Here is a 23432-nt window from a genome sequence, read left to right as displayed (position 1 = left end):
ACTCACCTTCCCCGCACACACTTGTCGTACAGGTCCAGCAGGCGCCCGTTCGGGTCGTATTCCCGCTTGACCGGCCAGTAGGCGTCGCCGTTGTACAGCTGCCAGAACTGCTCACGGGCGTAGAAGGACGTCGAATAGAGCGACTTGTGCCCGTCGAGGTCGTGCACCGCATGCTCGATGAGCCGGTTGTAGTAGCCGTCGAACTGCCCCCGTGGCAGCGGCACCATTCCCCAGAAGCCGAAGTTGACGTAGAGCTTGCCGGGTTCGAGGGGATAGAGCGGCCAGCGGGTGCCTGATCGCAGCGGGCACATCCACACCGGCGTCATCCCGACCTTGTCGTGGAAGAACTCCAGGAACTCCGCCCCGCGCTCGACCGGCACCTCCACGTCCTGGATGACCGATTCCTGGACCGGCTGGTTGCGCCACCGGTCGACGCGGGCGGTCACGCCGTATTTGCGGTCGAGGGCGACCAGGCGGCGGTAGACGTCGGAGCGCATCCAGCGGCGCGGCATGAGCGAGCGCACCACCGGCTGCTGCACGCCGAAGGCCCGCGAGCACCAGAACCAGTCGGTGTCCCAGCGCCACAGGTAGTCGCGGATGGTCAACCAGTCGCGGCTGCGGTGCCTGATCGACTGGTAGTAGATGCGCATGCCGGTGTAGTCGGAGGCGTAGGGCGCGCGGTCGGCGAAGCGGCCGACCGTGAGGTACATCTCGCCCGGGCCGAAGAAGACCCCGTCCACGAAGTCGATGCTTTCGCCGTCGTGCACCATGGTGTCGCAGATCTCCTGCATGGCCAGCATGCACTTGGCGGCGTCGGTGAACTTGACGTGCGTGAGGTGCACGTACGGCTGGACCTTGCGCAGCCTGATCTTGATGCGCAACGCGTAGCCGAGCGTGCCGTAGGAGTTGGGGAAGGCGCGGAAGAGGTCGCTGTGCTCGTTGTCGGGGCGGGCCACGACGACGCGCCCGTCGCCGGTGAGGATCTCGAGCTCCTCGACCGACTCGTGCGGCAGCCCGTCCCTGAAGCTCGTGGACTCTATGCCGAGCCCCGTCACGGCGCCGCCGAGCGTGATGGTTTTGAGCTGCGGCACCACGTACGGCATGAGCCCGTGCGGCAGCGTGGCGTCGACCAGGTGCTCGTACGTGGTCATGCCCTGGACCTCGGCCGTCATGGTCTCGGGGTCGACGCTGATGACCTCGTCGAGATCCCTGGCCGAGAGCTTGGCCGTCTTCGTGGCGTCGCGGAACCTGAACAGGTTGGACGTCGACTTGGCCAGCCGCGGCGCGGCGCCACCCGGGATCTCGGCGTAGGAGTGCCGGATCTGCTCTACTGCCCGTTGGTGTGTCGACATCGTCGTCGTCACGGCCCCTCCTTCGTCGGGGCCGTGACGACGGTCGTGCTACGTTCGATTGTGCGACGCTCGTTACGCTCGTTCACGAAGCACCCCCTTGAGCCGGTAGAGATCGTCCGTAAGACCGTATCTCCCACACGGCACCTCGAACAGACCGGGGTCGTTAAAGACACGAAAACTGTTCATGGTGCCAGGTGAAATGCCTATGTGGTAGACGATTCCGTAAACTTCCTCCGCACGATGGGCGCTACGCCATTGAGCACCGCGTCCACCTCGCGGCCCTCGACGGCGGCGGTCAGGTTGGCGAGGGTGGCGGTCAGCAGCCGCCCGGTGGCCTCAGGGGTGACGCCGGCGACGTGCGGGGACAGCAGGACGTTCGGCAGGTCACGCAGCGGGTCGCCGGCGGGCAGCGGCTCGACGTCGAACACGTCCAGCGCCGCTCCCCCCAGATGCCCCTCACGCAGCGCGGTGACCAGCGCCGGCTGGTTGACGACACCGCCTCGGGCGGCGTTCACGAGCAGGGCGCCCTGCTTCATGCGGGCCGGGTCGATCAGGTCGCGGGTCTGGTCGGACAGCGCGATGACGACCACCACCACGTCGCTGCCGGAGACGAGCGTCTCCAGGTCTTCGAAGGCGGGGTCCTCGCGCGGCGTGCGGGTCCAGAACGTCACGTGACAGCCGAGCGCCCGGAAGATCTCGGCGCAGGAGAGGCCGATCGGGCCCCACCCGACGATGCCGACGCGGCGGCCGCGCAGCTCATGCGGCTGCAGGCCCTGCTGCGGCCACTCGCCCGCGCGTACGGCGGCGTCGGCCGCGGCGAGCTTGCGCGACAGCGAGAGCGTGGCACCCAAGCACCATTCCGAGACCGCCACGGCGCTGACGCCGGGCGTGTTGGCCAGCGGCACCCCGGCCGCGGCCAGGGCGCCGAGGTCATGACCGTCCACGCCCACGGACGGCTGCTGCACGAAAGCCAGCCGGGGCGCGGCCGCGACCGCCGCCGCGTCCATGACGAGCGTGCCCGTCCAGTCGCCGAGCACGATCTCCGCCTCCGGCAGCGCCGCGAGGAGCGCGTCCCTGTCGCGGGCCGCGGGCACGCGGACGTGCACGCGCTCGCCCAGCGGGGCGAGCAGGCCCCGCATCAGCTCCTCCGGGAGCGGGGGCAGGGCGAGCAGGTTCCAGGGCCTCATGCCCCCACCGTAAAGCTACTGATCACCTGTCGCATCAGTCCCCTGTTGCGCGGCCACTGGTTCTCGGCGACCGTCCAGGACACGATGTACGCGGTGTCGCCGATCGCCAGGGCCCGGCGCACCTCCCGGTAGCGGGTGCCGACCGCGGCCCACCGCGCCCCGCCCGCCGCGCCCGCCGTCCAGGAGAACTCCCACTCCACGCCCTTGACGCCCTGGTGTGTGACGGTGCGGCGGCCGCGGGTCACCACGCGCTCGGCGTTCTGCCGCATCGTGTCCTCCGAGGCGCGCAGGAGCTCGTTGACGTCGAGGTTGGAATAGACGGCCTCGATGCCGAGATGGGCGTTCCTGTCCCGGCGCGTCCATTCGGTGCCGGCCTCTCGCCGCGCGCCCTTCCAGCCGACCGGCCGCAGGATCGACCAGCCGTCAGGCGACGTCCACGCCCGTACGACCGGCGCCATCCGGGTCACGCTGGGCGTGGGCGAGACAGTCGGCTCCGACGTGGGGGTGGCGCTCGGCGTGAGCGGACTGGTCGCCGCGGCGGGCAGAGCGGTCGCGCGCGGCGCGCCTTCGGCGGGGGTGGCGAGCTTGAAGTAGGCGACCGAGCCGCCCGCGATCACGACGACCGCCGCCGCGCCCGCCGCGAGCAGCGCCCGCGCGCGGCCACTCTTCCGCTCGGGCACGTCGCGGTCGGCGGCGGCGGGCTTGGCCGCGACGATGGCCGCGAGCAGCCGGTCGGCCTCCTCGGCGTCCACCCGCTCCTCGGGCTCCTTGCGCAGCAGGCCGCGCAGGATCGGATGCATGATCGGCGGGATGCGCCGGTAGTCGGGCTCCTCGGTGAGCAGCGCGTTGAGCGTCGCCATGGGGTCGCCTCGCTCGAACGGCGAGCGCCCCACCATGCACGCGTACAGCGTGGCGCCCAGCGACCACAGGTCGGAGGCCGGTCCTGCCTCGGCGGCGCGGACCCGTTCCGGCGCGAGGAAGCTCGGCGAGCCGGTGACCATGCCGGTCCTGGTCAGCGACGCGTCGCCCTCGACGGTGGCGATGCCGAAGTCGGTGAGGACCGCGCGGCCGTCGTCGGTGATGAGGATGTTGCTGGGCTTGACGTCGCGGTGCAGGATCCCGGCCGCGTGGGCGGCCTTCAGCGCCGACAACACCTGCCGGCCGACGTCGGCCGCCTCGCGCACGGGCAGAGCTCCCGAGCCGAGCACGACCTGCTCGACCGTGGGGTGACTGAGCAGCTCCATGACGATCCAGGGGCGGCCACCCTCCTCGACGACGTCGTAGACGGCGACGACGGACGGGTGGTTGAGCTTGGCGGCCGTACGGGCCTCGCGGACGGTGCGCATGAGCTGGCGTTCCTGATCGCCGGGCGACAGCCCGTCGGGCAGCACGACTTCCTTGATGGCGACCTGCCGGTTGAGCAGCGTGTCCCGGCCTTCCCAGACCACGCCCATCCCCCCGCGGCCCAGTTCGCGCACTAACTCGTAGCGCCTGGCGATGAGCCGGCTGTCTTCCGAAACCATGTCCGTCCCCTGTAGACCACCACGAACAGTGGGCAAGTTTCCCATACCTGATAGGGCTTCGCCGGGGAGCCGCTTGCCAGAGATCACCGAATGTTGTTCTACTGTCCGTATGTCTGAAGTTCGCCGAGGCCCGCTGGCCGGAGTCCGCGTGCTGGAGCTCGCGGGCCTGGCCCCCGGGCCGTTCGCGGGGATGATGCTGGCCGACCACGGCGCCGAGGTGCTGCGGGTGGATCGGGTCAAGGCGGTCTCCGACGAGCCGCGCAGGGATGTCATGGATCGGGGCAAGCGCACGATCGGGCTGGACTTGAAGGCACCCGAGGGCGTGGCCGCGTTCAAGAAGCTGGCCAGGCACGCCGACGTGGTGATCGAGGTGTTCCGGCCCGGCGTGGCCGAGCGGCTCGGCATCGGCCCGGCCGACCTGCACGCGGTGAACGAGCGCCTGATCTACGGCCGGATGACCGGCTGGGGCCAGGACGGGCCGCTGGCCTCGACAGCCGGGCACGACATCGACTACATCGCGATCTCCGGCATCCTGTCGATGCTGGGACGCGACGGGAACAAGCCGACCCCGCCGATCAACATCCTGGGCGACTTCGCCGGCGGTGGGCTCATGCTGGCGTACGGGGTGCTGCTGGCCCTGTTCGAGCGGGAGCGCACCGGGAAGGGCCGGGTGATCGACGCGGCCATGGTGGACGGGGCGTCGGTGCTGTTCGCGATGTTCTACCAGGGCGTGCAGAGCGGCTTCTGGGGGCCGCGCGGCACGAATCTGCTGGACACGGGAGCCCCGCAGTACGACACGTACGAGACCGCCGACGGGCTGCACGTGGCCGTGGGAGCGCTGGAGCCGCAGTTCTGGGACACGATGGTGTCCTTGATGGGCCTGACGGATCTGCCCGACAGGAACGACCGGGCCCAGTGGCCCGCGCTGAAGGCCCGCCTGGCCGCGGAGTTCAAGACCAGGACGCGGGCCGAGTGGGAGGAGCTCTTCGAGGGCTCCGACGCGTGCGTCTCGCCCGTCTTGTCCATGTCGGAGGCCGCCGCCCACCCGCACAACGTCGCGCGCGGCAGCTTCGCCGAGGTCGGCGGCGTCACCATGCCCGTGCCCGCGCCCCGCCTGCTGGGCGCCGCCGGCCCCGACCTGTCGCCGGCCACCCGGCTCACCGACCTCTCGGAGTGGGGGTTGTCCCAGGGGGAGGCGGAGAAGCTGCGGGGCGAAGGGGTGCTCGCCTGATCTCGTGCGCGGAGTAGTCCTTCAGCCGGATCGAGTCGTGCAGGCGCACGCCCTTGCTGGTGATCTTGGTGGCGGCCCTGGTCAGCGCGGCCGGCAGATGCGTGACCAGCCCCACGGCCGCGCCGAGCGCCCAGAGCTCGAAGCGGCTGCCCGGGACGATGCGTTTGGCCGCGTTGACGGCGAACGTGCGGCTGCGGCGCACGTAGTCGCCGATTTCCGCCTCGTAGGCGGGGAAGGCCCGCGTGTGGTCGCCGCCGTGCGCGGCCAGCTCCCCCGCCAGGATGTACGCCCCCACGACGGCCAGGCTCGTGCTGCCGCCGACGGCGGGCCCCGGGCAGTAGCCGGCGTCGCCCACCAGCGTCACCCGGCCGCGTGACCAGGTGTCCAGGCGGAGCTGGGTGATCGAGTCGAAGTAGAACGCGGGGGTGTCGTCCAGCTCCGCCATGATCCTCGGCACCTCCCAGCCCATCCCGTCGAAGTGCTCCCGCAGAAACCCCTTCTGCGCGGCCACGTCCCTGTGGTGGTAGTCGAGCGGCTCCGGCGTCCTGAACAGGAACACCGCCCGCGCATCGGCCATGTGCGGCGCGCCCATGCCGGCCATCCTGCCCACCCCCGCGATGGCCTCCATGCGGCCGTCGAGGCCCAGGAAGTTGGGGACCGAGACCACGGCGAGGTAGCCGCCGATCCAGGTGGAGAATGCGGACTCGGGACCGAAGACCAGGCGGCGCACGTTGGAGTGCAGGCCGTCCGCACCGATCACCAGGTCGAAGCGGGCCGCCCGCCCGCTGTCGAAGGTCACCTCGCCGTCGTCGGAGATCGAGGCGATCGAGTCGCCGAAGACGTACTCGACGTCGTCGCGGGTGGCGTCGTAGAAGATTTCACTCAGGTCGTCGCGCATGATCTCGACGTGCCGGTCGGAGACGGCCGCCATCAGCCGGCGCACCTCCAGGCGGATGGGGCGGTCGTAGCCGACCCTGTGGACCGTCAGGTGCTCGAGGCCGGTCTTCTTGGCCACGACCTGCTCCAGGACGCCCATCCGCTCGACGATGTCCATCGCCGGCCTGAACAGGTCGATCGCGTGCCCGCCCGTCTTACGCAGGGCCGGGGCGCGCTCCACGACGGTGACGGCGAACCCGTACCGGGTGAGCCAGTAGGCGAGAGCCGGTCCCGCGATGCTCGCGCCGGAGATGAGGACTCTCATTCCAACCCCCTTACTTAACGGAAGGTAAATCGACGCTAGCATACTTAACGGTAAGTAAGCGATAGTCTTGGGCCATGCCCAGCGATACCAAGTCCCGCATCCTGGAGGTGGCCCGCGAGCTGTTCGTCCAGCAGGGCGTGCAGAACACGAGCCTGCGCCAGATCTCCGAACGGCTGGGCATCACCAAGCCCGCGCTCTACTACCACTTCGCCTCGCGCGAGGACCTGGTGCGCAGCATCGTCCAGCCGATGGTCGAGGACGTGGAGCGGTTCGTGGCCACGCGGGAGCCGGGGGGCGACGCGCGGGAGCTGCTCGAGGACTACTTCGAGCTGACCTGGCGGCACCGCGAGGTGATCGTCATGATGGTGCGGGAGATGTCCACGCTGGGCTACCTGGACCTGGGCACGCGCATGTTCGAGTGGCGGCGCACGCTGGTCCGCCTGCTGTTCGGGCCGGAGGTCACCCTCGAGCAGCAGATCCGGGCGACGGTGGCGCTCGGCGGGATGTCGGACTGCTCCGCCGAGTATGCGCACCTGCCGATGGAGCAGGTCAAACCGACGGCCGTCGAGGCGGCGGCCGCCGCGCTCGACCTTTCCTAGGTCCGGGCTTGTCCAAGCCCGAACCTGCCTAGATGGCGATGTAGAGGTCCGCGCCCTGCGGGTGATGCACTTCGAGGTCCGTCGTGTACGAACGCGACGGCGTGCCGCCCGACTCGGTGTGCTTCCACACCCGCTGCCACGCCTCGACGAGCGACTGCGGCATCGGCCCGCGCGCCTCCACCCTCAGCGCCTGCCCGGCGGGCACCCGCACGGCCACCATGCCCTCGGGCAGCCGCGGCACCGTGCGCACGCCGATGCCGACGATCTGCGTGTAGGCCCCGTTATGGTCGCTTTCGTAGTCGGTCAGCACGGCATAAAGGTTTTCATCGACGCGGCCGGGCACATGCGCGAAGGCCCCGGGCGCGCCGGCCCGCTGCCACAACGCCGGCAGCTTGGCCCGTGCCGGATCCATCTCGTCGGCATTGGTGGTGCGTATGACGTAGCCGACGACGGTCAACTCGGCCCGTTCGGTGACATCCACAGACCCTCCCTCCCCCAAAAGTGTCCCGGCCGATCATAAGCCCCCGCGAAAGGGGGAAACTCCTTGGTGACGAATCACCGCATATGATGGACGAACGTGAAATTCCTTAATGGCCTCGAGCCGCACCACGATCTGACCTACAGCGACGTATTCATGGTCCCGTCGCGCTCCTCGATCGGATCACGGCTCACAGTCGACCTGTCCACCCACGACGGCACCGGCACGACCATCCCCGTCGTCGTGGCCAACATGACCGCGGTCGCCGGCCGGCGCATGGCCGAGACCGTGGCCCGGCGGGGCGGCCTCGCCGTGATCCCGCAGGACATACCGCTGGACGTCGTGGCGAACGTCGTCGACTGGGTCAAGAAGCGCGACCTCGTCCACGACACGCCGCTGACGCTGACGCCGCACGACACCGTGGGCGAGGCACTGCAGCTCCTGCCCAAGCGGGCGCACAACGCGATCATCGTGGTCGACTGGGACAACCGGCCCGTCGGCGTCGTCACCGACGCCGACTGCCAGGGCGTGGACATGTACACGCAGCTGTCGCAGGTCATGTCGAGCGAACTGCTGACGCTGCCGGCCGGCCTCGATCCGCGGACCGCGTTCGACCGGCTGCACGAGGGCCGGCACCGGCTGGCGCCCATCGTGGACGCCGACGGGCGGCTGGTCGGCATCCTCACCCGCACCGGCGCGCTGCGCGCCACCCTCTACCAGCCCGCGGTCGACGCCCAGGGACGGCTGCGCATCGCGGCGGCGGTCGGCGTGAACGGCGACGTGGCCGCCAAGGCGAAGGAGCTGCTGCAGGCCGGGATCGACGGCCTGGTCGTGGACACCGCGCACGGCCACCAGGAGAAGATGCTCTCCGCCCTGCGCTCCGTCAAGGCCCTCGACCCCGGCGTGCCCGTCGCGGCGGGCAACGTGGTGACCGCGGGCGGCGTACGCGACCTGGTGGACGCCGGGGCCGACATCATCAAGGTGGGGGTGGGCCCGGGCGCCATGTGCACGACGCGGATGATGACCGGGGTGGGGCGGCCGCAGTTCTCCGCCGTGCTCGAGTGCTCCGCCGAGGCCCGCCGGCTGGGGCGGCACGTGTGGGCGGACGGCGGCGTGCGCCACCCGCGCGACGTGGCGCTGGCGCTGGCCGCCGGGGCGGCGAACGTGATGATCGGGTCGTGGTTCGCCGGCACGTACGAGTCGCCGGGCGACACCCACACCGACGCGAACGGGCGCAAGTACAAGGAGAACTACGGCATGGCCTCCGCGCGGGCCGTGCGGCTCAGGACGGCCGAGGACTCGGCGTTCGAGCGGGCCAGGAAGGCGTTGTTCGAGGAGGGCATCTCGACGTCCAGGATGTACCTGGATCCGAAGCGGCCCAGCGTGGAGGACCAGATCGACGCGATCGTGGCGGGGCTGCGGTCGGCGTGCACGTACGCGGGGGCCTCGGATCTGGAGGAGTTCCACGCGCAGGCGGTCGTGGGGATCCAGAGCTCGTCGGGGTACGCCGAGGGGATGCCGTTGCACCAGAGCTGGTGACATCCCAGCGGGCGCGGGCGGGCGGTCGCGTTGGGCGGAGCGGGGCGGGCGTGGCGGGCGATCAGGGTTCGGTGCGCCGCCAGCCGCCGGCCGCGTGGATGCCGCCGTCCACGTGCACCGTCGTCCCCGTGACGAACCGCGCCAGGTCGCTCGCCAGGAACACGGCCGCCCCCGCCGCGTCCGCGGGGTCGCCGAGGTGGCCGAGGGGCGGATTGCGTACCGGCTCGTAGGGCAGCGGGTGCGCCAGCATGTGCTCGCGCACACCCGCCTCACCCTCGGTCGGCAGCGCGTCGGGCGCGATCGCGTTCACTCTGATGCCCCTGGGCGCCAGCTCCAGGGCCAGGGACTTCGTCAGGCTCTCCAGGGCGGCCTTCATCGCCGCGTACACCGCGAATCCCGGCGCCGCCTGATGGGCCTCGCTCGACGTCACATTGATGATCGAGGAGCCGGGGAGCATCATCGGCAACAGATGCCGGATCATGCCGGTGACCTGCGTGAAGTTCTCTTCGATGAGGGTCTGCTCGCCGCGCGGTGAGGTGTCGGCGAACGCGGCGTGGAAAGTGCCACCCGCGTTGTTGACCAGCACGTCGACGCGGCCCCACCGTTCCCGTACGGCCTGGGCGAACACCTCCACCGCCGCCTGGTCGCGCACGTCGAGCGTCATCGCCACCTCGGCGTGCGGCGTGTCACGGTCGCAGCTCGCGACGTGGGCACCGAACGCGGCGAACGTCTCCGCGATCGCCAGCCCGATGCCCCGGGCCGCCCCGGTGACCACGGCGACGCGCCCGGTGAGCAGGATCGCGTCGGGTGTGATGGCGGTCATGAACGATGACGATATCCCGAGCGCATAGAGTCGTCGGGTTCACTTTTCATCGTCCGTCATCGTTATCAGGAGCACGTCGTGGCACTCGAAAAGCCCGAGATCGACTTCCCCGAAGGCAACCCGCCCACCGACCTGGAGATCGTCGACCTGGTGGAGGGCGACGGCCCGGAGGCCAAGCCCGGGCATCGCGTCCGCGTCCACTACGTGGGCGTCGCCTTCTCGACCGGGGAGGAGTTCGACGCCTCGTGGAACCGCGGGGACGCGTTCGAGTTCCCGCTCGGCGGGGGGCGCGTCATCGCGGGCTGGGACCAGGGGGTCGCCGGCATGAAGGTCGGTGGCCGGCGCAAGCTCGTCATCCCGCCGCACCTGGGGTACGGCAGCCGGGGCGCGGGCGCGCGCATCAAGCCGAACGAGACGCTCATCTTCGTCGTCGACCTGCTCGGCGTCAGCTGACCTGCGTCCCGTCCGTCAGCTGACGACCTTCACCACCGTCAGCTGACGGACGCCGGCAGGCGATCAGCCGTCACGCGGCCAGTCACCACACGGCGCTCGACACACGGCGCTCGAGACCGGGTAGGGAATGTCGGCGGCGTGAGGCACGATAGGCGTGTGCTTCTGATCGACGTGGTGCGAGTTTCCGAGGCGGTGACGCGCACGTCCGCCAGGCTTGGCAAGATCGCCCACCTGGCGGAGTTGCTGGGCCGGGTCGGCCCGGACGAGGCGGAGATCGCGATCTCCTACCTTTCTGGCGAGCTGCCGCAGCGGCAGGTGGGCGTCGGCTGGCGCACACTGGAGGACCTGCCCGAGCCCAAACTGGCCGCCACCGCCACACTGACCACGGTCGACGCGTTGCTGACGAGGATCAAGGCCGTCTCAGGCCCGGGCTCACAGGCGGCGCGCAGGGCCCTGGTGGCCGAGCTGTTCGCCGGGCTGACGAGCCAGGAGCAGCAGTTCATGCGCCGGCTGCTGCATGGCGAGCTGCGGCAGGGCGCGCTCGACGGCGTCATGATCGAAGCGGTGGCCAAGGCGTCCGGCGCGCCGTCGGCGGACGTGCGGCGCGCGCTGACCTTGCGCGGCTGGCTCCCCGCTGTCGGCGCGGCCGCGCTGAGCGGTGGGGTGGTGGCGCTGCACGCGTTCCGCTTGGAGGTGGGCCGGGCGGTCGCCCCCATGCTGGCCGGCAGCGCGCCCAACGTCGCCGCGGCCCTGGACAAGGCGGGCACGCCGGCGGCGCTGGAGTGGAAGCTCGATGGCATACGCGTTCAGGCCCACCGCTCCGGCTCCGAGGTGAAAGTCTTCACCCGTACGCTCGACGACATCACGCCGCAAGTGCCCGAGTTGGTCGAGGCCGTGCTGGAGATGCCGTCGGAGGATCTGGTGCTGGACGGTGAGGTGATCGCGCTGCGCCCCGACGGCCGCCCGCACCCGTTCCAGGTCACGGCGAGCCGGGCCGGCAGCAAGACCAACGTCGCCCAGTTGCGCGAGCAGACGCCGCTGAGCGTGTTCTTCTTCGACGCGCTGCGCGTAGACGGCGCCGACCTGCTCGATCTCACCTATGCGCAACGGCAGGAGGCGCTGGCCCGCACGGTCCCGCAGGGCCTGCTGACGCCGCGGCTGGTCACGGGGGACGTGTCGGAGGCGGAGAAGTTCTTCACCGATGTGGTGAAGGCCGGCCATGAGGGCCTGGTGGTGAAGTCCCTGTCGTCCCCCTACGCGGCGGGCCGCCGGGGCGCAGGCTGGATCAAGGTCAAGCCCCGCCACACCCTCGACCTGGTGGTCCTGGCCGCCGAGTGGGGCCATGGCCGGCGCGAGGGCAAGCTGTCCAACCTCCACCTGGGCGCCCGGGATCCGGAGGGCGGCTTCGTGATGCTCGGCAAGACCTTCAAGGGCCTGACGGACGAGCTGCTGGCCTGGCAGACCGCGCGTTTCCTGGAGCTGGCCGAAGGGCCGACCGACACCTGGACGGTCAACGTCCGGCCCGAGTTGGTGGTGGAGATCGCCTTCGACGGCGTCCAGCGCTCGCCCCGCTATCCGGGCGGCATGGCCCTGCGCTTCGCCCGGGTCCTGCGCTACCGCCTGGACAAGCGGGTGGAGGACGCCGACACGGTGGAAACGGTCCGCTCCCTCATGTTCTGACCTCTGATGTCCTTCATGTTCAGAGCGCTGACGTCCCTCACGTTCTGACGCCTCAGGGCCTCACGTCTGACCTCTGAACGTCTCCCCTGTCCCGGCCGCCGCTGGATGTCGCCCCTCTTCCGGCCGCTGACGGCCCCTCACGTTCTGAGGCCTCACGGGCTCACGTTCTGATCTCTGACTCCTACCGACCGGTTATGGACGTTACCCGCGCACTGCCAGCCGGTGACGTGACGCGGCACGGTTGTCCCGAACTCCCAAGATCCATGGCACACGGTGGCGTTATGGGCGATCTTGCGAGCTAAGTGAGATACATCACTGAATGTCGCATTACGTTGTCTTTACCTGCCGTTTGTCGCATATGTTCGTCCTCACCGCGCGGACCCCCTGCCGCGCCGACGGATCGGCCACCGCACACCCCTCCCACCCTGCGGACCGGCCTTTCCCTTCCCTATCCCCTACCTAGGACCGTGGTTTACCTTGGGCCTGCATTCCCACAAGCCGTCCCCCGCAGGCAGACGCCGCTGGACCGCCATAGCCGTGGGGACCGCCGTCCTCGCCACCGCCTCGTCCGCCGCATGGGCGGCCCTCGCCAACGACGACTTCCCCAAGCACACCGCCGCCTCTGCCGCAGCAGCCCAGGGATCGGCCCCCAGCACCGGACCGGCGGCGGCCAACGAAGCCGCCCGCCAATCCGCCCCGAAGACCCCCTCCCCCGCCCCCAAGCCGCCGTCGGCCGCCCTCCCGAACCCGACCAAACCCGCGGAACAATCGGTGAAGCCGACTGATCAGCCGGCCAAGCCCACCGAGGCGTCGGCCAAGCCCTCGCAGCAGCCGGTCAAGGCCAAGACCGAGCCCGCGAAGCCCAAGGTCCGCGTCCTGTCGTCCGGCTCATGCGGCGCCTCGTTCTATGACGAACCCCAGATGACGGCCAGCGGCGAGCGCTTCAACCCCTCCGCCATGACCGCCGCCCACAAGACCCTCCCCCTGGGCAGCAAGGTCCGCGTGACGAACCCCAACACCGGCGAATCGGTCACGGTCCGCATCAACGACCGGGGTCCGTACATCGGCGGTCGCTGCCTCGACCTCTCCGCCGCCGCCTTCTCCGCCATCGGCAACACCGGCGCGGGCGTCATGAGGGTCAGGTATGAGGTCCTGGCCCGCTGACGGCCGCAGAAATCACGATCACGCGAAATATGGGCGAGAGCTCATTTGACCAGGCGAATGGTCATGGGATAGCGGAAGTTGCTCTCCGAGAGTGCGGAGACGCCGCCGACGATGGCGAGCACGACGGACGCGACCCAAATGACCGGCACCAGCACGATGCCGATCACGGTGATCGGCAGCAAGAATGTCGCGCCGACCACCGTGATCTGGAAGTTGAGCGCTTCCAGTGCGTGCCTGCGAATGTAGGGCGACGTCTTGCCGCCGGTGAGCAGCAGAATCAACGGGCCCGCGATCGGAATCCCGAGAAGGACGAGGAGGTGGGCGGCGGCCGCGCCGAGGCGCTCGTTGCTCTCCGGCGCGCCGGTGATCGGCTGCGGACGCACCGGAGCCGGCCGCGGGGCGAGCTGGGGCGCGACCTGGGTGCCGTACAGCTCGGTCATGATGGGCATCAGGTCCCCGTGGGTACGCGCGGTCATCGCGCGCTCCAGCCGGTCGTCGAACTCGAGCTTGTCGAAGCGGCCTTCCGCGTACGCCGCCTTGACGTGCTCGACCACGTGCTCTCGGTCCTGGTTGGTGGCGCGCAAATGCGCTGGCGGCACCTGTCCCGGCCCGGGGGTTGTCGGTACCCCAGCCATAGTCGCCATGCCTCTCCTTAGGTAATTGGGCAGTCCTCCTCATACTGCGTCGCCAATGCCGCGGGTGGTATCGGGAGAATCCCGGATATGTCCCCTAGATCATCCCCGACGCACGCGGGCTCCAGACGGTATAAAAAGGATGCATGAGATGGCGAGACCGCTACGGCCTTCGTCGGCAGCGCGGCCCTAAGGTTGCGAAGTTCGACCGTGAGGCGACAGACGCCGACATCGAAGCGCTTATCGCCTTTGCCCGTTCGCGGCGTGGCGTCGAGTTCTATGTCGAGCCAGAGACGTTCGCCACCGACACCACGGCTGTGGCGGTGGCCGACGACGGTGAGTGGACCAGGCGAAGGGTCGGATCCCCCGCGGTGATTCACAAGGTCGCCCGTGATCTTGCCCTGCCGGTGTACGACGTTCAGCTCACGGGGTATCCGCCGCGCATGCGTGCTTATAACGAGCGAAGGCGCCGCGAGGAGGGAACCCTCTAGTCCAGCCCATTCGTCCCGCCCCACCCTTGACCTCGTTTCGTCCCCACTCACTCCCCTTCCGACCCCCAGCATCGTTTCCCGCTCGTCACCACGGCCACGTACCTACGTTTGCTTGTCCGCCCTTTCGCCGTAGTTCGGCGGGTCTTTGAGGAGGAGGGTCGAGGGGGGTGCAGGAATGCGCTCAGCGCGAACCCGGGCGGGCACGTCGTCCCCGCCGTGATGACGTCTTCGAGGACCGATCCTTCGAGAAGCAGGTCAAGCAGCCGACGACGGCGTCGCTCATCCGCAGGGTGCCGGGTCTGACGTCTGGAACGGCAAGGGGTTCCGACAGCTTCACCGGCGCCATCGAGCTCGGCCCCGGGTGGGAACCGTATGCGCGCACGTTGATGTCGCTGGGGGACGTCAACGAGGACGGTCACACCGACATAGGCGCCGTGCACGCCGAACCCGGGACGCCGAACATCTGGAACGGCAAGGGCGGCAACAAGTTCGGCCCGGCCACCGCCATCAGCGCCGGCTCGACACCGTGCTTCTGAGGGCCTCCCGGATGAGGACCACACCGCGAACCCACCCTCCACGGGAGCGCGCTTGTGCGGTCGGCCTGGGGCGCGGTGTCGGTGTAGCAACCGCGCCGACGGTGTCACCGGCTACGGACATGGTGCTGGACAACGATTGCCGAAGGAGTTCCGTGAAGCCGAGAAGGGCTGTGAGCGGGTAACGTGGTCGAAACATCGAGAGCGCACCATGGGCCCGTGGATGTGCGACGCGTACGAGTCGGGTGCGAGTTCGTGTACGTCGCCGCGGTCAATACCTCGACGGTCTTCCAGATAGAACCGGAGGACGCGGGGCCGGTCAGTCTCGTCGGACAGCAGTGGTCGTCGGAGCCGCAGCTGCGCATCCGCCGCTACCGCGACTTATACGGCAACCTGTGCGCACGAGCAGTACTCCCCACGGGGCGGTCCTCGCTGCGCTATGAAGCCGTGGCACTCGTGCCCGACGCGACCGAGGATGCCGATGAACAGGCGCCGGAACTGCCGCCGGAAGAATTACCCGACGGGGTCCTCATCTACACTCTGCCCAGCCGCTACTGCCTGCCCGACATGCTAGGCGACGAAGCCTGGTCGCGCTTCGGCGCCGTTCCCGCCGGATTTCCCCGTGCACAGGCGATCTGCGACCACGTCCATCGCCACCTGACCTTTCGCTATGGCAGCAGTGGCCCGTTGTCGACGGCGGTTGATGTCAACACCTCCGGGTTCGGCGTCTGCCGCGACTTCACTCACCTGGCGATCTCGTTCTGCCGGGCACTCAACATCCCGGCTCGCTATGTTTTCGGCTACTTGCCGGATGTAGATGTCCCGCCGGACCCGGCGCCCATGGACTTCGCCGCTTGGATGGAGGTGTGGCTGGGGGATCGGTGGTGGACCTTCGATCCGCGCAACAACCGCAGGCGCAAGGGCCGCATCGTGATCGGACGTGGACGGGACGCATCCGACGTGGCCATGGTCACCACCTTCGGCGCACCACTACTGGAGTCGATGATCGTGTACGCGGAGGAGGTGCTGGCATGATGCGGATCCCGGGGCGATCGAGGTCCGCGCTTCCTGACGCCTGGCCACTCGTGCTGTGTCATGGGAAGGGGCCGCTCTGCAGAGTCCCGGCCTGATGGGCACGACGGGATCGGACAACACTCGGATCTCAAGGACGGCACGGTGAATGGTGTTGAATGATCGGCCTCCGCGGCGGCCGGAGCCGAAGTGCGGTCTGCACCGAAACGCGTGATCAGGTGCCGAGCGCGTTGGCAGTGGCGGCGGGTGGGATGACGCGCACGTTGATGTGCGTTCCGGCGGCGGCGCGGACGGGCTAGGGGGCGGAGCTGGGTGATTGGGGGGTGCCGAGCACCAGCGTGAGCAAGATCCCGCTGAGCGTGGCGATCAGCATCGCGACCGCCAGCGGCGGCGTGCCGGGCAGGCCGAGGAAGGACACCTGCGTGGCGGTGGTGTCCTTCAGCATGAACACGATGAAGGCGGCACCCACTGCGAAAGCCCGTCGGAGTCCGTGACAGAGATCTCCGATCGATCGCTTGGTGGAGGTCTGTCGAGAGGGGGATCGAGCCGGATACGGCGCGTCGGCAACATGCCGGCAGGCTCGCTATCGCCGCAGATGATGAGGTTAGCTGGGATTGCGTGTGTCCGCCGGCTCGCTGATCACCTTGACTGGTGGGTGAGCAGTCGGCGCAGCTTGCGTCGCTGTCACCGTGAGGGGGTCGTCATGACCCTGGACGCACAAGGAACGAACGCGACCGACCGCGCAGGCCTGAACGGTCAGGCCTCGCGCTGCGATCACGTCGATCAGCTCCCGGCTGTGGAGTACGGACCACCCGAATGCAAGGAATGTCTAGCCCTCGGCCAGACCTGGACGCGGTTGCTGGTCTGCCTGACCTGCGGGTGGGTAGCCTGTTCCGACGATTCACGGGGCGGCCACGTCCGCGCCCACTACCAGGAGACCGACCACCCGGTGGTCGCCACCCTGGAACCAAGGTCGACATGGCGCTGGTGCTACGTGCACCGCCGTCTGGGACTCCACGCCGCGTGTCCGCGGCTGGTGTCCACCGGCAAAGGTCACGGCTCATGGAGGTGGACGGACCAACGAGGGTCCGCGTCCCGGCCCGATGGCCGAGCTGAGCGGTGAAAGGAAACCGCGATGAGTGTGCGATGGGAGATCAACAACAAGGTACAGGCCCTCAAGGGCTGGGTCAGGCAGCGCCTTGGCCGCGCCACCGGTAACCAGCGTCACCAGGCTGCGGGCAAGACCGATCGGGTCGTGGGCCATCTGGAGCAGCCCGATGGGAGGGTCAACGACGCCCCTAAACCACCACGGTAGCGAGCCTGGCAGACCCCTCTACCGCCTTGGCCAGCGAGTGACGCCAAGCCTCCTCCACGAGCCCTACGCCACCACATGGCACCTAGAGTGGGGAGACGGCCCGAATGGGCGCCGCCCGGGCGGGAAGGGGTGGCGGGCATGGAGTTACGTCAGCTGCGCTACTTCGTGACGCTGGCCGAAGAGTTGCATTTCGGCCGGGCCGCGGCCCGCGAGCACATCGTGCAGTCCGCGCTGAGCCAGCAGATCCAGCGGCTGGAAAGCGAGCTGGGCGTGCGACTGCTGGATCGCAGCACCCACCACGTCGATCTGACCCCGGCGGGCGCTGCCTTCCTCATCGAGGCGCGCCAGATCCTCGACCACGTGGGCCGCGCCGGACAAGCCGCACGCAACGCCGTCGCGTCGACGCCCACGCTGCGTGTCGGCATCATCGACGCCGGCTACGACACCATGCCGCAGATCCTGCGCGAACTCCAGCGCAACCATCCTGACATCACGATCCATCAGGTTGAAGCAGGCACCCCCGAGCAATACCGGCAGCTGGCCGACGGCCGCCTGGACATCGCCATCGGACACGCCTCTCAGGCTCCAGCCGAGGTGACCTCCAAGCTGATCAGGCTCGATCCGCTCGGCGTGCTGGTGCCCGACGACCACAGCTTCGCCGAGCTCGACGGTGTACTCGTCGCCGCCCTCTCCGACGAACTCCTGCTACTCGGCGAAGAAACACAGACCCCAGAGCTCAACCAGTTCGTCATCACGCTGTGCCGCTCGGCCGGGTTCGCGCCCACAATCTACGAGGGCACTGTTCAGAGCAGCCGCGCCGCGGCTGACCTCGTCCTTCAGCACCGCTGCGTGCACTGCGTCCCTTCCTCCTTCCGCACCTCCAACCGGCTGGGAACCACGTGGCGGCCCCTGATCGAACCTGCCACGCACTATCCCTGGTCGCTGCTGTGGCACGACGCCAACCCCTCTCCCCACATAGCCACCGTCATCGACAGCGCCCGGCGGCTGGCCGAGCGGCTCGGCTGGCTGGAACCCATCAGCCCCGCCACCGGGCCGGCGCCCGGCGGAGGGGCTCCGAGCGCCGCCAGCCCCAGTGATGAGCCTGTCTGATTCGCGAGCGCTGAACGCTGCGTGCACCACGAAACCCTGGTGATCGGTTCTGGAGATGGATCCTTTCCAGATCGCCTGTTTCGGCAGGGCACGCGCGGGTGTTGGCTCAAAGTGAATGAGTTCGACCGTCGGCGCCGGCAACCAGGCGGCGGCCGGCCCTCCTGCTTCGACCGGTCCGGAAAACCGATCCCATGCAGACATCGATGCACCGCCAAAGGAGCTCGGCCATGGGCATCATCGCTTGGATCATCCTCGGGCTGGTCGTCGGGGCGGTGGCCAGAATGCTGGTCCCCGGCAAGGATCCGCAAGGTTTGATCATCACGTTCGTGCTCGGCATCGCCGGGGCGCTGCTGGGTGGCCTCGTGGCCACCCAGATCTTGCACGTCTCCGGCATCCAAGGGTTCTTCCACCTGTCCACCTGGCTCTGTGCCATCGTCGGCGCGGCAGTCCTGCTGGGCGGCTACCACCTGATCACCGGTCCGCGTCCGGACCGCCGGGCCGGTCGCCGATGACCTCGCCCAGCACCCCCGGGAGTTCACGGTCCTGCCGTGGCGAAGGTGCTGCGTGATGCCCACAGGCGGAGCCCTCACGGTGATCGCCTTCGGCGCCGTCCTCACCTTCGCCCTGGCGGACGGCTCGGTGGGCGGCCTGGACCTGCGCGTCGCGGGTGTCATCCTGATGCTCGGCGGCGCCCTCGGGCTCCTGCTGCCCTTGCTGCTCCGCACCCCGTCACGCTGGAGCCAGTCAACCGCTCGCAGCCTGCGGGACACCATCGATGACCGACCACCGCACAGCCCGGTTGATCCGCCCGGCCACGACGCCGGGCAAGGCCGCGGCCGCAGGCCTCACGGCAATCGCCGGCCCTGACCAGCGCCGGACGGCTGGCCAGGCGGGACGGTCGGCCAGGCGGGCTGGACAGCGGCGACCGTCACACCGTTCCTCACGCAAGGCTAGGCGCGCCGCTGTCGCCCGTACGCGGGAGCTGACATCCCTCGGCCCGCCGTCGAAAGGTCGACCCGAGCTAATCCGCTGCCCTCACCCTCCGGCCTTCGGCAGGCGGGTGAGGGCAGAAGCAACTCCTGGAGGCAGACATGCCCACGATGACCACAATCGTCGCCGTCGCTATGGTGGCGATCCTGGTCGCGGCAATCAGCTTCGTCGTGGTGCAGCAGCGCTGGGAAGGCATTCGCCGGCACGTCGGCCGCGGCAAACAAAGCCGCCCCGAACGAAGGAGACAATCGCGGCGGGGCCGAGCAGGTACCGCGAACCCGGCGACGGCGGGGCGCCACCTTCGACATCAAGCCGCTCACCTTCGAGTCACAGCAGGCCTGCGCCGAACGCTGGACAGCGATCCAGAAGCAGTTCGCCATCGTGCCTGGCCTCGCGGTACGTGCGGCCGATCGGCTGGTCACCGCCGCCATGGCCGAGTGCGGATATCCCACCGAAGACTTCGAGCGGTGGCAACCAGAATTGCCGACGGCTCACGGGCGCACGCTGCACCGCTACCGGCAGGCTCACGAGATCAGTGGGGGCGTCGCCCACGGCAGCGCCTCCACCGAGGATCTGCGGCAGGCCATGGTGCACTATCACGTCCTGTTCCAGGAGTTGCTCGACAACACTGGCGCACACCACCCTCAGCTCGCCGACCACACCCGCGACAACCAGCCGACATCCCAGGGAGACTCCCGAAACGGCTCGAGACAAGGTGACGCTGCATGAACATGCACAACGACGACGAACGCCTCGATGAAACCGCCGACCTGCCGCCGCTCCCGCCTGAGTCCGTGCTGAGGCGCGGCAATGACGCCAAGAGCAGGCTGCCACCACCGTCCGACAAGCTCGTTTTCGGCCTTGCGATCCAGTCCGACGCACCGCTGGTGCTGTCCGAGCCGCTGCTCAACAGCGATCCTGCCGACTGATTCACCCCGACGGCCGCCGGCTCGGATATCACATCTACAGCCAGGGCGAGCAGGAAGCCCTTATGGCCGTACCACCGCGACGGAGCTGCGCGCGTGGTGCAGAACGCCGAGGGTAACGGATCCAAGCATCACGGTGCCGATCGCCCCTCGGCCCTGGGAGCCCATGACGACCAGATCCGCCATAGCGGAAACGCTGGCGAGAGCGTCGACAGGGTGGGCGCGCTGGACGTCCTCGATCACCTGAACCTGCGGATATTGCTGCCCCCCAGGAGGACACCTGCCGCGATCCGGCACTGGACAGCGTGGATCTCCTCCAGGTCATGGGCGCTTGCGGGGATGTGGGCGTGCGCCGGTGGTTGCCACGTGTAGACGGCGCGTAGTGTGCTCGCGCGGAGTATCGCCTGCTCGAAAGCGTAGGCGAGGGCTGGTTCGCCGGCGTGATAGTCGTCGAGCCCGATGACGATCTCCCCGTAGGCGGTGTCGGGATTGGAGCGGACGACGACCACCGGGCCGTGCGCATGTCCGGCTACGTGAGCGCTCACCGAGCCCAGCACGGCCCCGGGGAAACCGCCAATGCCTCTGCCGCCGATCACGATCTCGGCGGCTTTTGCCGGCGTGAGTCCGCAACACCGCCGCTGCGGAGCCCTGAAACAGCTCGCCGGCGACCTCGATGCAGGGCTGTCGCTTGCGTGCGACCGCCTCGGCGTCGGCCAGCACGCTCTCCGCGCTGAGGGCGACGGCATCGCCCGGACCCGCGTTGGAGAACTTCGCGATCTCGTACGGTGAACGGTCCACGGCGTGCACGATCCGCAGCCGGGCCTCCGCGCGCGGAGGCGTCGGCCGCCCACTCGACGGCTGCGGTCGCGGCGGCCGAACCGTCGGTGCCCACGACAATGACACGATTCATGGCTCCTCCAGATTTGCACGATCTATTTGCCATCGCTCGAAGCGGGAATGTGCCGACCCGCCGGCGGGCGCATTGGGCGCTTGCCGTCGATGTCGTTGATGGTGGCCGCGGTCAACGCTTGAACATGCCTTTGATCCTTCCGCTGCGCTGCCCCAGATTATTTCTAGGTCGGCTGGCCACGCCTTTCGACGCCAGGTGCTGGTTTCCGGTGGCGCGGCCGAAGTAGAGCATGATCCAACCCTGGGCGGCCCGCGTATTGGACTTGATCTTCCTTGTCAGACTCACAGTGTTTCCCTTCAGCGGCTCTCGGGTGTCCGTCCCGGAGAGTCGTGGACCCGCCGTCGCCGGGCACCATGCCCGGCCGGCGTTTACGGCCGCAACGCGGCCCTGGCCCAAGGGTGCTCTTCCGGACCGATAACAGGAAACAAGCAACCGCCGACCTGGTTATCACCGCAATCGATAACGGCACCGATTTTCGCCAGTGGCCACTTAATGCATCTCCTTTCCTTGCGAAACGAGGTACGATAAAAAACCGAGGACATTTCGTGCGTTGGCATTCAGGTTAGCGTCGCCCGCGGCGATAGACCGCTTTCGGCCCATGGTGAGGGCCTGACAGGCCAGGCAACGATGATGACAACGCTTCTCTCCCCGTCCACATCGTCAAACCCCGTTACCGCTGACGCCCCCACGGCCCATTCCGCGCCCAGGCTCAGCCTGAACCCCCTCATTGACCGGAGAGGCACCGTCGACGGGGCGTGGTGGCCCCGCACCCGCGACGCCGCCGCCGAACTGCCCACCCTCATCTCCGCCGTCGACCAGCGGCTCGGCAGGGCCGTCCTGCGTGTGGGCCTGTATCAGGACGCGTGGGATCACATCCCACGCCGCATCCCGGCCCGCGGTCGCCACGTCAGAGTGGGCTGGTTCCGCAGCGCGGACCCGCACTTGATCACCCTGAGCATCGCGGGAACCGCGCCCATCAGTCTGCTGGTCATTCCCCCCGGCACCGCAAACGATCCGGCCGCGGCAGCCCTCACGCTTGCCACCGCAGGCACGGTCGGCGTCCGTCCTGCTGACATCCTCCACCCTGCGGCTCCGGACGAGGGCATACCCGGCCGCGACGGCTCAGCCGCATGGGAGAACGAGGGCGGCCGCGTCGCCGATCTCGTGCCCGCACGGCCCGCCGCCACCTGACCCCGCGCCGTGCTGCCGTTCCAGGCGGTCACCGACTTCCGATGAAGAAGGACACGGCCCGATCTCTCGACGCGGATCCGGGACGTCCCGTCGCCGAGGCGCGCTCCTCCGCGCCTTCCTCCAATGCTCTGCCAAGAGAGGAAACGACCATGAGCTCGACAACCCCGCTCGCCACGCCGGCCTGGCCACGGTGGCCGCGCACTTCGCGATCATCGCCCGGCACCGCCGCCGCGAGTGCGGCCCCGCCAGCTCCGCGCAGGCGGCGGAGGGCAGGCGGACGTGTTCGTCGCTCGCGGCGGGCCGGCCGACCGAACATCGGAATGGCTGTGCGTCCCAGCTCCTGTCCGGGACTGACCTCGCATCTGATGCCCCCTGGGGTAGCTCGAGTCGGATCAAGCTCCTGGAGGCGCATCCCGACGGTGTCGGGCTGAGTGCGATCTGTGCCATACCTTGTGTTCCGAGGCTGAAAGTGCTTCTCCGATGTCTCGGAGGCAACAGCCACAATCAGAGAGCGAGACGCAACATGAGTAGTGCTCGCAACACCGAAGATCATGCCACAGGCGGCCACTCCCAGCCGAAGGGGGCCGACGAGGGGCCCGATCACGCGGCCAACGCGCAGTGGCTCAAGGACAACCCGGTCGCCATGCCGCAGGTGGGCGCCGGCCGGTGGGCCGTGTACGACCGTGACGGCCATCTGCGCGGCCACCTCGTTGGCGACGGCCCGACCCGCGACACCCGCTTTAAGGCGATCAGCGCGACAAACGAGTGGTCGCCTCCTGGCCAGACGCCTGGCTATGGCATCACCCTGCACGATGCCGGGGCCTACCTTCTCGACACCAGTGTGGATGGTAGGCGGCTCGATGAGGGAGCAGGTGACTGAGCGCCACAAGGTAGCGATTCCCCGGCGATGGGGTAATCGCGGCTTCAGCGGCGGGAGGTCCTGACTGTGGCTCATTTGTTCCAAGCCAACTCGCGATGATCGGGCCGTTCCTGTGGCAGACATCGTGCCTGGTCGAACACGGTAAGGCGATCTGGGCTGGACCTGGAAGCCGGCGATCAAAGTCGGCAGCTC

The 23432-nt window shown here is 68.9% G+C and carries 28 protein-coding genes and 1 pseudogene; 18 read left to right on the top strand and 11 right to left on the bottom strand.

Features of this window, described 5'->3' with window-relative positions; translation table 11 throughout:
* Positions 1 to 2: 2 nt before the first annotated feature.
* The 3 genes from OHA25_RS26740 to OHA25_RS26730 all read right to left on the bottom strand — a co-directional run bounded on the left by OHA25_RS26740 (position 3) and on the right by OHA25_RS26730 (position 4062).
* Positions 3 to 1352: an FAD-binding oxidoreductase gene (locus tag OHA25_RS26740; RefSeq protein ID WP_327591047.1), complete on the bottom strand. Its 1350-nt coding sequence runs from the start codon at positions 1350 to 1352 to the stop codon at positions 3 to 5.
* Positions 1353 to 1555: 203 nt separating this feature from the next.
* A complete protein-coding gene (locus tag OHA25_RS26735) occupies positions 1556 to 2539 on the bottom strand; it encodes an NAD(P)-dependent oxidoreductase (RefSeq protein WP_327590213.1) in 984 nt (327 codons plus the stop codon).
* Positions 2536 to 4062, bottom strand: coding sequence for a serine/threonine-protein kinase (locus OHA25_RS26730; RefSeq protein WP_327590212.1), 1527 nt, complete (start codon positions 4060 to 4062; stop codon positions 2536 to 2538). The genes OHA25_RS26735 and OHA25_RS26730 overlap by 4 nt, the downstream gene beginning before the upstream one ends.
* A gap of 109 nt (positions 4063 to 4171) precedes the next feature.
* On the opposite strand from OHA25_RS26730, the gene OHA25_RS26725 reads away from it, so the two are divergent.
* Entirely contained in the window at positions 4172 to 5293 is a 1122-nt protein-coding gene (locus OHA25_RS26725; protein ID WP_327590211.1) for a CaiB/BaiF CoA transferase family protein, read from the top strand.
* Here OHA25_RS26725 and OHA25_RS26720 read toward each other — a convergent pair.
* Positions 5220 to 6494: an FAD-dependent monooxygenase gene (locus OHA25_RS26720; protein ID WP_327590210.1), complete on the bottom strand. Its 1275-nt coding sequence runs from the start codon at positions 6492 to 6494 to the stop codon at positions 5220 to 5222. The genes OHA25_RS26725 and OHA25_RS26720 overlap by 74 nt on opposite strands.
* A gap of 74 nt (positions 6495 to 6568) precedes the next feature.
* Between OHA25_RS26720 and OHA25_RS26715 the strand changes: the two genes are divergently transcribed.
* On the top strand, positions 6569 to 7093 hold the full coding sequence (locus OHA25_RS26715) for a TetR/AcrR family transcriptional regulator (RefSeq protein ID WP_327590209.1): 525 nt from the start codon (positions 6569 to 6571) through the stop codon (positions 7091 to 7093).
* 28 nt (positions 7094 to 7121) lie between these two features.
* Here the strand turns inward: OHA25_RS26715 and OHA25_RS26710 are convergent, their stop codons facing one another.
* Positions 7122 to 7574 (bottom strand): GyrI-like domain-containing protein, encoded by a 453-nt coding sequence (locus OHA25_RS26710; protein WP_305922504.1) that lies wholly within the window; start codon positions 7572 to 7574, stop codon positions 7122 to 7124.
* 96 nt (positions 7575 to 7670) lie between these two features.
* On the opposite strand from OHA25_RS26710, the gene OHA25_RS26705 reads away from it, so the two are divergent.
* Positions 7671 to 9110 carry a GuaB1 family IMP dehydrogenase-related protein gene (locus tag OHA25_RS26705; protein ID WP_327590208.1) on the top strand — a complete coding sequence of 480 codons (1440 nt, stop codon included), beginning with the start codon at positions 7671 to 7673 and terminating at the stop codon, positions 9108 to 9110.
* 61 nt (positions 9111 to 9171) lie between these two features.
* Here OHA25_RS26705 and OHA25_RS26700 read toward each other — a convergent pair whose 3' ends face one another.
* Positions 9172 to 9933: an SDR family NAD(P)-dependent oxidoreductase gene (locus OHA25_RS26700; protein WP_327590207.1), complete on the bottom strand. Its 762-nt coding sequence runs from the start codon at positions 9931 to 9933 to the stop codon at positions 9172 to 9174.
* A gap of 78 nt (positions 9934 to 10011) precedes the next feature.
* Here OHA25_RS26700 and OHA25_RS26695 point away from each other — a divergent pair, with 78 nt between their 5' ends.
* From OHA25_RS26695 to OHA25_RS26685, 3 genes are all read left to right on the top strand, one after another.
* The gene (locus OHA25_RS26695; protein ID WP_305922501.1) at positions 10012 to 10386 is read left to right on the top strand and encodes an FKBP-type peptidyl-prolyl cis-trans isomerase; all 375 of its coding nucleotides are present in this window, start codon (positions 10012 to 10014) and stop codon (positions 10384 to 10386) included.
* Positions 10387 to 10542: 156 nt separating this feature from the next.
* Positions 10543 to 12066, top strand: coding sequence for an ATP-dependent DNA ligase (locus tag OHA25_RS26690; RefSeq protein WP_327590206.1), 1524 nt, complete (start codon positions 10543 to 10545; stop codon positions 12064 to 12066).
* A 537-nt stretch (positions 12067 to 12603) separates the two neighbouring features.
* Positions 12604 to 13230, top strand: coding sequence for a septal ring lytic transglycosylase RlpA family protein (locus OHA25_RS26685; protein ID WP_327590205.1), 627 nt, complete (start codon positions 12604 to 12606; stop codon positions 13228 to 13230).
* Between the two features lie 41 nt (positions 13231 to 13271).
* On the opposite strand, the gene OHA25_RS26680 is transcribed toward OHA25_RS26685, so the two are convergent.
* On the bottom strand, positions 13272 to 13784 hold the full coding sequence (locus OHA25_RS26680) for a DUF1707 and DUF4870 domain-containing protein (protein ID WP_442942137.1): 513 nt from the start codon (positions 13782 to 13784) through the stop codon (positions 13272 to 13274).
* Between the two features lie 224 nt (positions 13785 to 14008).
* Here OHA25_RS26680 and OHA25_RS26675 point away from each other — a divergent pair, with 224 nt between their 5' ends.
* The 3 genes from OHA25_RS26675 (at position 14009) to OHA25_RS26665 (ending at position 15921) form a co-directional block, all read left to right on the top strand.
* Positions 14009 to 14353, top strand: a complete 345-nt coding sequence (locus tag OHA25_RS26675; RefSeq protein WP_305922499.1) for a hypothetical protein — start codon at positions 14009 to 14011, stop codon at positions 14351 to 14353.
* 167 nt (positions 14354 to 14520) lie between these two features.
* Positions 14521 to 14889 (top strand): hypothetical protein, encoded by a 369-nt coding sequence (locus OHA25_RS26670; protein ID WP_327590204.1) that lies wholly within the window; start codon positions 14521 to 14523, stop codon positions 14887 to 14889.
* 252 nt (positions 14890 to 15141) lie between these two features.
* Positions 15142 to 15921, top strand: a complete 780-nt coding sequence (locus OHA25_RS26665; RefSeq protein ID WP_327590203.1) for a transglutaminase-like domain-containing protein — start codon at positions 15142 to 15144, stop codon at positions 15919 to 15921.
* Positions 15922 to 16213: 292 nt separating this feature from the next.
* Here OHA25_RS26665 and OHA25_RS26660 read toward each other — a convergent pair whose 3' ends face one another.
* Entirely contained in the window at positions 16214 to 16363 is a 150-nt protein-coding gene (locus OHA25_RS26660) for a hypothetical protein (protein ID WP_327590202.1), read from the bottom strand.
* Positions 16364 to 16486: 123 nt separating this feature from the next.
* Between OHA25_RS26660 and OHA25_RS26655 the strand changes: the two genes are divergently transcribed.
* The 7 genes from OHA25_RS26655 to OHA25_RS26625 all read left to right on the top strand — a co-directional run bounded on the left by OHA25_RS26655 (position 16487) and on the right by OHA25_RS26625 (position 20262).
* The gene (locus OHA25_RS26655; RefSeq protein WP_327591045.1) at positions 16487 to 17041 is read left to right on the top strand and encodes a UBP-type zinc finger domain-containing protein; all 555 of its coding nucleotides are present in this window, start codon (positions 16487 to 16489) and stop codon (positions 17039 to 17041) included.
* Between the two features lie 12 nt (positions 17042 to 17053).
* Positions 17054 to 17233, top strand: a complete 180-nt coding sequence (locus OHA25_RS26650; protein WP_327590201.1) for a CsbD family protein — start codon at positions 17054 to 17056, stop codon at positions 17231 to 17233.
* 138 nt (positions 17234 to 17371) lie between these two features.
* Entirely contained in the window at positions 17372 to 18343 is a 972-nt protein-coding gene (locus tag OHA25_RS26645) for a LysR family transcriptional regulator (RefSeq protein WP_327590200.1), read from the top strand.
* Between the two features lie 227 nt (positions 18344 to 18570).
* A complete protein-coding gene (locus OHA25_RS26640; protein WP_305922495.1) occupies positions 18571 to 18855 on the top strand; it encodes a GlsB/YeaQ/YmgE family stress response membrane protein in 285 nt (94 codons plus the stop codon).
* A 55-nt stretch (positions 18856 to 18910) separates the two neighbouring features.
* Positions 18911 to 19210, top strand: a complete 300-nt coding sequence (locus OHA25_RS26635; RefSeq protein ID WP_327590199.1) for a hypothetical protein — start codon at positions 18911 to 18913, stop codon at positions 19208 to 19210.
* Between the two features lie 504 nt (positions 19211 to 19714).
* Positions 19715 to 20062, top strand: a complete 348-nt coding sequence (locus tag OHA25_RS26630) for a hypothetical protein (RefSeq protein WP_327590198.1) — start codon at positions 19715 to 19717, stop codon at positions 20060 to 20062.
* Positions 20059 to 20262 carry a hypothetical protein gene (locus OHA25_RS26625; RefSeq protein WP_327590197.1) on the top strand — a complete coding sequence of 68 codons (204 nt, stop codon included), beginning with the start codon at positions 20059 to 20061 and terminating at the stop codon, positions 20260 to 20262. Before OHA25_RS26630 ends, OHA25_RS26625 begins: the two co-directional genes overlap by 4 nt.
* A gap of 60 nt (positions 20263 to 20322) precedes the next feature.
* Here OHA25_RS26625 and OHA25_RS26620 read toward each other — a convergent pair whose 3' ends face one another.
* The 3 genes and pseudogenes from OHA25_RS26620 to OHA25_RS26610 form a co-directional block, all read right to left on the bottom strand.
* Positions 20323 to 20502 (bottom strand): universal stress protein, encoded by a 180-nt coding sequence (locus OHA25_RS26620; RefSeq protein ID WP_327590196.1) that lies wholly within the window; start codon positions 20500 to 20502, stop codon positions 20323 to 20325.
* Positions 20499 to 20804: a hypothetical protein gene (locus tag OHA25_RS26615; RefSeq protein WP_327591245.1), complete on the bottom strand. Its 306-nt coding sequence runs from the start codon at positions 20802 to 20804 to the stop codon at positions 20499 to 20501. Before OHA25_RS26615 ends, OHA25_RS26620 begins: the two co-directional genes overlap by 4 nt.
* Positions 20805 to 20807: 3 nt before the next feature.
* Positions 20808 to 21005 (bottom strand): annotated as a pseudogene (locus OHA25_RS26610) (hypothetical protein); the annotation flags it as partial.
* A gap of 794 nt (positions 21006 to 21799) precedes the next feature.
* Between OHA25_RS26610 and OHA25_RS26605 the strand changes: the two are divergent.
* A complete protein-coding gene (locus OHA25_RS26605) occupies positions 21800 to 22360 on the top strand; it encodes a DUF5994 family protein (protein ID WP_327590195.1) in 561 nt (186 codons plus the stop codon).
* A gap of 523 nt (positions 22361 to 22883) precedes the next feature.
* Positions 22884 to 23240, top strand: coding sequence for a hypothetical protein (locus OHA25_RS26600; protein ID WP_327590194.1), 357 nt, complete (start codon positions 22884 to 22886; stop codon positions 23238 to 23240).
* Positions 23241 to 23432 lie beyond the last annotated feature (192 nt).

The organism is Nonomuraea sp. NBC_00507 (assembly GCF_036013525.1).
Lineage (GTDB): Bacteria > Actinomycetota > Actinomycetes > Streptosporangiales > Streptosporangiaceae > Nonomuraea.
This window is presented reverse-complemented; position numbering and strand designations above follow the sequence as displayed.

Bases quoted from the DNA above. Each gene is read 5' to 3' on its own strand.
- OHA25_RS26740 (WP_327591047.1), bottom strand. From the start codon at position 1,352: ATGTCGACACACCAACGGGCAGTAGAGCAGATCCGGCACTCCTACGCC.
- OHA25_RS26735 (WP_327590213.1), bottom strand. From the start codon at position 2,539: ATGAGGCCCTGGAACCTGCTCGCCCTGCCCCCGCTCCCGGAGGAGCTG.
- OHA25_RS26730 (WP_327590212.1), bottom strand. From the start codon at position 4,062: ATGGTTTCGGAAGACAGCCGGCTCATCGCCAGGCGCTACGAGTTAGTG.
- OHA25_RS26725 (WP_327590211.1), top strand. From the start codon at position 4,172: ATGTCTGAAGTTCGCCGAGGCCCGCTGGCCGGAGTCCGCGTGCTGGAG.
- OHA25_RS26720 (WP_327590210.1), bottom strand. From the start codon at position 6,494: ATGAGAGTCCTCATCTCCGGCGCGAGCATCGCGGGACCGGCTCTCGCC.
- OHA25_RS26715 (WP_327590209.1), top strand. From the start codon at position 6,569: ATGCCCAGCGATACCAAGTCCCGCATCCTGGAGGTGGCCCGCGAGCTG.
- OHA25_RS26700 (WP_327590207.1), bottom strand. From the start codon at position 9,933: ATGACCGCCATCACACCCGACGCGATCCTGCTCACCGGGCGCGTCGCC.
- OHA25_RS26675 (WP_305922499.1), top strand. From the start codon at position 14,009: ATGAGATGGCGAGACCGCTACGGCCTTCGTCGGCAGCGCGGCCCTAAG.
- OHA25_RS26660 (WP_327590202.1), bottom strand. From the start codon at position 16,363: ATGCTGAAGGACACCACCGCCACGCAGGTGTCCTTCCTCGGCCTGCCC.
- OHA25_RS26655 (WP_327591045.1), top strand. From the start codon at position 16,487: ATGCCGGCAGGCTCGCTATCGCCGCAGATGATGAGGTTAGCTGGGATT.
- OHA25_RS26650 (WP_327590201.1), top strand. From the start codon at position 17,054: ATGAGTGTGCGATGGGAGATCAACAACAAGGTACAGGCCCTCAAGGGC.
- OHA25_RS26645 (WP_327590200.1), top strand. From the start codon at position 17,372: ATGGAGTTACGTCAGCTGCGCTACTTCGTGACGCTGGCCGAAGAGTTG.
- OHA25_RS26640 (WP_305922495.1), top strand. From the start codon at position 18,571: ATGGGCATCATCGCTTGGATCATCCTCGGGCTGGTCGTCGGGGCGGTG.
- OHA25_RS26635 (WP_327590199.1), top strand. From the start codon at position 18,911: ATGCCCACAGGCGGAGCCCTCACGGTGATCGCCTTCGGCGCCGTCCTC.
- OHA25_RS26625 (WP_327590197.1), top strand. From the start codon at position 20,059: ATGAACATGCACAACGACGACGAACGCCTCGATGAAACCGCCGACCTG.
- OHA25_RS26605 (WP_327590195.1), top strand. From the start codon at position 21,800: ATGACAACGCTTCTCTCCCCGTCCACATCGTCAAACCCCGTTACCGCT.
- OHA25_RS26600 (WP_327590194.1), top strand. From the start codon at position 22,884: ATGAGTAGTGCTCGCAACACCGAAGATCATGCCACAGGCGGCCACTCC.